The sequence below is a fragment of the Butyrivibrio sp. genome (genome assembly GCF_024699075.1).
The window spans coordinates 1-6,054 of record NZ_JAILQF010000133.1; the positions used below are offsets into that span (position 1 = coordinate 1).

Here is a 6,054-nt window from a genome sequence, read left to right on the forward strand (position 1 = left end):
TTTCATGGAAACCAATGCTTATGGTCTTATTATAAAAGAGACAGATCCAGATTACGTGAATTTTGAAATGGATTCTTATTGGATTGCAGATGCAGGAGTAGACCCGTTATATGTTATGAAAAAGCTTGAAAATCGATTAAAACTATATCATATAAACGATAGAGGTAACAGGCAAAAAGGTACATCTATGACACCTATTATAAGACAGGATAGCATGGAACTTGGCTACGGCAATATGAACTTAAAGCCGCTTGTAGATCAGGCATTAAGTGTCAATGTATCAAGTATTATACTTGAAAGCCACAGAAACTTTGTTGATAAAAGCCCTGTTAAGTCCCTACAATTATCATCAGATTATCTGAACCAATTAATATGAGAATGTATCCCTCTTCTAATATTTAGAAAGATTGATATAAAAGATCAAAAAAATATTTCAAATATTTTTACTTTTCATTTACCAAAGGAATATATCTTTGAATCAGTAAAGAAACTGATTAACACGTTTGCACCATAGTAGGAGGTCAAAACTTATGAAGAAGATATTCCTTGTAGTTGTAGTAGCTATCGTAGGTATCATTGCTTTCCTTAAGAAAGATGACATAGCTGAAAAGATGAATTTATAATTTGTTATGTTTTATTAAAGTAGTAAAAACCCTATCCCAAGAATAAGTAATCTTTAAAAAGATGAGAGAACCGGACTTCCAGAAATGGATGTCCGGTTTTTCTTTACGTCAAAAATACAGGTAACAGCTCTGAAAAGCTGATAAATATGCGATTTGTCAGATGTTTTAAAATAATAATTTTTTACACATGTTTTTTACCAAATCTTTACTTTGGATTTCTATTATGAGTGAAGTTAATAAATGAGCTACAAAATATTTCATTAGGGAAAGGAAAAAGTAAAAATGGCAGGAATAATATTATTTGATGCTCTTAAAGGTTTTGTATTTTTACAGTTACATTTTGCAGTACTGGCAGGTCTATCAGTATTTCTTAATAAGAAAATGGGGCTGCCGGGAGAGTTGTATCGTAAGATGCTTCACATGGTTTCGGTATTTTCGATCATGCCGATAGTGATACCGTCAACATATTGGGTCTCATCTCTTTTAGTATGTCTTATGTTCATGTTAGAAGCATATCTTGGAACAAAGTTTACTAATATTGAAAAGAATGTTGCTATGAAGCAAAGAAAGGCTGGAGAGCAGCAAAAGAGTATGCTCCTCTTATACGGAACTTACAGCCTTGTTACTATAGTTGGCTGGGGCCTTTTTGGACAGAAGTGGATCGTAATCCTGTCAGTTCTTGCATGGGGAGTTGGTGATGCAGTAGCTGCTCTTGTAGGTAAGAGATTTGGTAAGCATAAGATAAGCGGATCTCTTATAGAAGGAACCAAGAGTATAGAAGGTTCAGTAGGAATGTTCCTTGCAAGTTTTATTTCAGTATTTGTTCTTTATTCAAGACATACAGCACTTTCCAACATAGGATTTGTAGTTCTTGTGTGTTTCTGGATAGCAGTATTTTCATCGCTTACAGAGCTTTTTTCCAAGCACGGTCTTGATACAGTTGCATGCCCAATCATTGCAATGGTAGGATTTTCAGTTCTTAGTGTTGCAGCAGGAACAATTTAAAGGAGTTAAGAACAATGGACAAACAGCAAAAACTTGCAGAAGGAAAGGTATGGTCAGTGATCGCATCACTGGCTATACCAACAGTAATAATCACACTCGTAATGGTCATATACAACATGGCCGATGTATTCTTTATAGGTAAGACTGGCGATGTCAATATGATCAATGCTATATCAGTGTGCATGCCAATATTCCCTATAATACAGGCATTTGGAACTTTAATAGGAGCTGGAGGCTGTACAGCTATATCTGTAGCACTTGGCCAGAAAGATGTAGAGAAGAGTAAAAAGATATCAAGCTTTTGCTTTTATTTCTGCGTAGTAGTTGGAATACTTATGGCTCTTATCCTTAACATATTTACAGACCCTATCATATCTATGCTTGGTGCAGCGCAGAGCTATAGAAGCTATGCTGTATTATATTTAAGATTTCTTGCAATAGGATGCCCTGTAATGATGTTCTCAAATGGATTTGTTAATATCATGAGAGCAGATGGTTCCATGAAAGAGCCTATGATCGCGAATCTTTCAGGTACTATCACCAATATTATATTAGACCCTATTTTCATCCTTGTTTTTAATATGGGAGTTGTAGGAGCAGCAGTAGCAACAGTACTCGGCAATTTACTTTCATCTGTAATACTTGCAAGACTCTTAAAAGGTAAGTCAAACTATATATCAGTTAACCCTAAAGATGTCTCTTTATCATTTGATACAGCTATTCACCCCATGCTCCTTGGACTTCCGATTGCTTCAGGTACACTTCTTATGAGTGTGTCTTACATGGTCATCAACAATTTACTTCTTGCAGTATCACCTGATGCTCAGGGTGCTTTTGGAATAAGCCGTTCAATAATGCTTCTTTCTACAACCACTCAGCTTGGAATATGTATGGGAGTACAGCCTGCAGTTTCTTTTAACTACGGAAGAGGCAACATAGGCAGGGTCAAAGAGTTTATCAAAAAGACTACTATTGTATGTATGACATTTGGACTTTTGATCGCACTTATCTGTATTGGAGGAAGAGACTTCCTTCTAAAGGCATTTATAGATGATCCAAGCATTATCGGATATGGAAGACAGATACTTATTGGATGCTTTATAACAGCACCAATATATGCCGTTTATCAGTCTTCGGTTACTTTCCTTCAGGCTACAGACCGTGCTATCACAAGCACTATTATTACAATAATGAGACAGGGCCTTATACTTATACCGGCTATGATAGTACTCAATATCTTGTTTGGCTTTAACGGACTTATCTTCTGCTTTGCTGTTGTTGACGTAGTTGGTGCCATTACAGGAATCATCGCATTAAGCAGGCACCTTAGTATGAAAAGTAAGGCATGTAATAAGGTAAAAGAGTTATCGAGTGCCTCATAAATATATATATGATAGTATGATATAAGAGATTGTTTATAAGAGCGAAGTTTGAGTGACTAATACTTATCTAATGAATGAACAAGTAACTTATGTTTATCTAATAAATCAAAAGTATCATATAAGTATTTTATAAGCAGTATATAATTTTTTTAAAAATTGGAGTGTTTATGGGCAATGTAACATACAATAAAATAAGATCCGGAAAAAGGAATAGTCATAAAAAAAACAATGAAGTTGTAAAAGGTTTTCGCTGGGTCTATTTTATGGGAACAGTTATAGTAGTAGGCTCGGTAATGGCGTATGGACTTATAGGTGCTATTGTTTTTGATTTTGATGACAGAAGTGCTCTTACAATGCTGGCCATGGTTCCTCTCATGTCATTTGTCTACACAATGGCAATGAGACCTGTTATCAGGAAATTATCCGGAAGAATTGAAAAGATTACTATAGCTATGGATGAAGTTGCAAATGGCAATCTTGATTATCAGATAGATACCAAAAAATCAGGCGAGTTTAAAAAGGCATACAGCCAGTTCAATTCTATGACTTTAGAACTTAAAAAGACCAAGCAGGAGATGGAAGACTTTACCAACGAATTCGCACATGAGTTTAAAACTCCAATTACAGCTATAAGCGGATTTTCAGATCACTTATTAGAAACCGGCAAAGATATAGAAACTGAGGAACGCTTGGAACAGCTTAAGATGATATCTGAAGAATCCAGGAGACTTCTTGCTCTTTCAATGAATACTTTGCTGCTTTCCAAGGTTGATGCAATGCAGGTAGTAGATAACAAGGAACATTATGACCTTGCAGAGCAGCTCCGAAGATGTGTTATTCTTTTATCTAAAGAGATGGACAAAAAGGATATTGACCTTGAGATGGATGAAGATATGGAGCTTCCTTTTTATGGGAACGAAGAGCTATTACAACATGTGTGGATCAATATACTTAATAATGCTGTTAAATTCACGCCAAAAGGCGGAACTATTACAATAATAGGCCATAATACTGACGGCGAGATAGTTGTCAGTATTTCAGACACAGGTGCTGGTATGGATGAAAAAACCATGCAGAAGATATTTGATAAGTATTATCAGAATGATTCATCTTCTATTGCAAGGGGAAGTGGAATAGGACTATCTATAGTTAAGAGAATAGTTGTGCTATGTAAAGGAAGCATTGATGTAGACAGTAGTATAGGAAATGGCACAACGTTTACTGTTCATTTACCCCTGTCTGATAACATATGATCATTAAAGATGAAAATATTAGATACAGGAGCAATATATGGTTAAGATATTGATAATAGAGGATGAGAGACCTGTTAGGGAGCTTATAAAGTTAAAGCTAAAAGATAATTATGAAATAATCGAGGCTTCAGATGGCCTTAAGGCATTTGATGTTCTTGATCATGATCATGCTGATCTTATGATAGTTGATGTAATGATGCCCAATATGGACGGATTTGAATTTGTTCAGGAACTAAGGACTATGGGTGATAATACTCCTATTATAATGTTGACTGCAATGGATTCTTTTGCTCATAAGAAAAAAGGCTATAATCTGGGTATAGATGAATATCTTACAAAGCCTATTGATTATGAAGAACTTACCTGGCATATAGAAGCAATATTAAGAAGATATAAGATCAATACAGACAAGAAGATAGAACTTGGACAATTTGTCATATCTGAAGACTCAATGTCAGCTTCTTATAATGGTACTCAGATCGAGCTTACAGAAACAGAGTTTAAGCTTTTGTATAAGCTCTTGTCGTATCCTGGAGTTATATTCACCAAACAGCAGCTTATGGATGATATCTGGGGATATGATTCTGACACGGATTATCGCACCATTAAGGTTTATGTCAATAGATTAAGGAATAAGCTCTCAGGCTGTGATGAATTTGAAATAGTCTCAGCAAGAGGCGTTGGCTATAAGGCTGAGATCAAATAAGGTGCGAAGTTTGAGTTAAATAATAGGAACTTACATATATATCGGAGTTACATCCTTAAACTTCTTATCGCATATTAAGTAAAGAAAAGACCATGAATTACCAGTATATGGAATTCATGGTCTTATTTTTGCAGGGATCATATGTATCCGTTTTCTATAAGATATATGAGTACAGCGCTATAGATAACGCCCAGTACTGTGCATATCAAAATTTTTTTGAATCTGTATTTATAGAAATCTGAATGTATCAGATGCTTTCCATTATCTATACTAATACGGACTTCGATAGGGGAACCTGGCAGGAGGCCAGTCTTTACTGTCTTAACTTCGCCTTTAAAAATCTGATTATTAAATCTGTAATTAACAAGATATTTTTCTACAGAAATTTTTTTCTTAACCGTCACTGTTCCGCCATAATCATCTCTTCTTTCTATATCAAGACTCTGAATTACAACGCCGGGGCATATAATAGCGCTTTTATAGGCTTTGCTAAGCTTATAGTCTATATAGATATTTAGCATCAGGTACAGGATCAAAACAATAATTACAAGATAAAACAAAAACATAGATAAGTTATTTCCCCTCAAATATTTGTGCTTATTACGTGGGTGATGACAGGACTATTCCATTTATCTGAAGATTCATCGCGCATACGACATTATATACATTCTTGAACATATAGTTCAAGATTGTATGGATTCTTGTAAGTTTATTAAAGAAATCCGCACTGGCTGCGGATTTCGTACGAAAGTGAATCTGTAGGCAAATGGCCCCAACACCGTAGGTGTTCTCAATTGGGCCATTTGCATGACTTTTGGAACAAAGTGACAAAAAGTCATACCATTTTATGGCTAAACCTTAATCTTTATATCAATCTTTATACAATCTTAATATCAGAGTCGAAGACTTAATACTGCCTTATTTTTATTGAAGATAAAATTAATTTAATAAAAGATTCGGAGGCAGAGCTACATATGTCTGTGATTATGAGAATTAAAGAAAGGCTTACGTCCTTTCAGATTATAATAATAGGATTTGCGAGTGTGATACTTATTGGAACGGTTATGCTTATGCTTCCCGTTTCA

5 protein-coding genes and 1 pseudogene are annotated in these 6,054 nt (G+C 35.1%); 5 read left to right on the forward strand and 1 reads right to left on the reverse strand.

The features are described from left to right. The 5 genes and pseudogenes from K6G87_RS05220 to K6G87_RS05240 all read left to right on the forward strand — a co-directional run. Positions 1–376: pseudogene (locus tag K6G87_RS05220) on the forward strand (sugar phosphate isomerase/epimerase); the annotation flags it as partial. Between the two features lie 529 nt (positions 377–905). Then, entirely contained in the window at positions 906–1,628 is a 723-nt protein-coding gene (locus K6G87_RS05225; RefSeq protein ID WP_296834712.1) for a diacylglycerol/polyprenol kinase family protein, read from the forward strand. Between the two features lie 14 nt (positions 1,629–1,642). Then, positions 1,643–3,010 (forward strand): MATE family efflux transporter, encoded by a 1,368-nt coding sequence (locus K6G87_RS05230; RefSeq protein WP_296834714.1) that lies wholly within the window; start codon positions 1,643–1,645, stop codon positions 3,008–3,010. 167 nt (positions 3,011–3,177) lie between these two features. Then, positions 3,178–4,263, forward strand: a complete 1,086-nt coding sequence (locus K6G87_RS05235; protein WP_296834716.1) for a HAMP domain-containing sensor histidine kinase — start codon at positions 3,178–3,180, stop codon at positions 4,261–4,263. A gap of 37 nt (positions 4,264–4,300) precedes the next feature. Then, positions 4,301–4,969, forward strand: a complete 669-nt coding sequence (locus K6G87_RS05240; RefSeq protein WP_296834718.1) for a response regulator transcription factor — start codon at positions 4,301–4,303, stop codon at positions 4,967–4,969. Positions 4,970–5,106: 137 nt separating this feature from the next. On the opposite strand, the gene K6G87_RS05245 is transcribed toward K6G87_RS05240, so the two are convergent. Then, positions 5,107–5,535: a hypothetical protein gene (locus tag K6G87_RS05245; RefSeq protein ID WP_296834720.1), complete on the reverse strand. Its 429-nt coding sequence runs from the start codon at positions 5,533–5,535 to the stop codon at positions 5,107–5,109. Positions 5,536–6,054 lie beyond the last annotated feature (519 nt).

Coding starts and splice junctions, on each gene's coding strand:
- K6G87_RS05245 (WP_296834720.1), bottom strand. CDS start 5,535: ATGTTTTTGTTTTATCTTGTAATTATTGTTTTGATCCTGTACCTGATG.
- K6G87_RS05230 (WP_296834714.1), top strand. CDS start 1,643: ATGGACAAACAGCAAAAACTTGCAGAAGGAAAGGTATGGTCAGTGATC.
- K6G87_RS05240 (WP_296834718.1), top strand. CDS start 4,301: ATGGTTAAGATATTGATAATAGAGGATGAGAGACCTGTTAGGGAGCTT.
- K6G87_RS05225 (WP_296834712.1), top strand. CDS start 906: ATGGCAGGAATAATATTATTTGATGCTCTTAAAGGTTTTGTATTTTTA.
- K6G87_RS05235 (WP_296834716.1), top strand. CDS start 3,178: ATGGGCAATGTAACATACAATAAAATAAGATCCGGAAAAAGGAATAGT.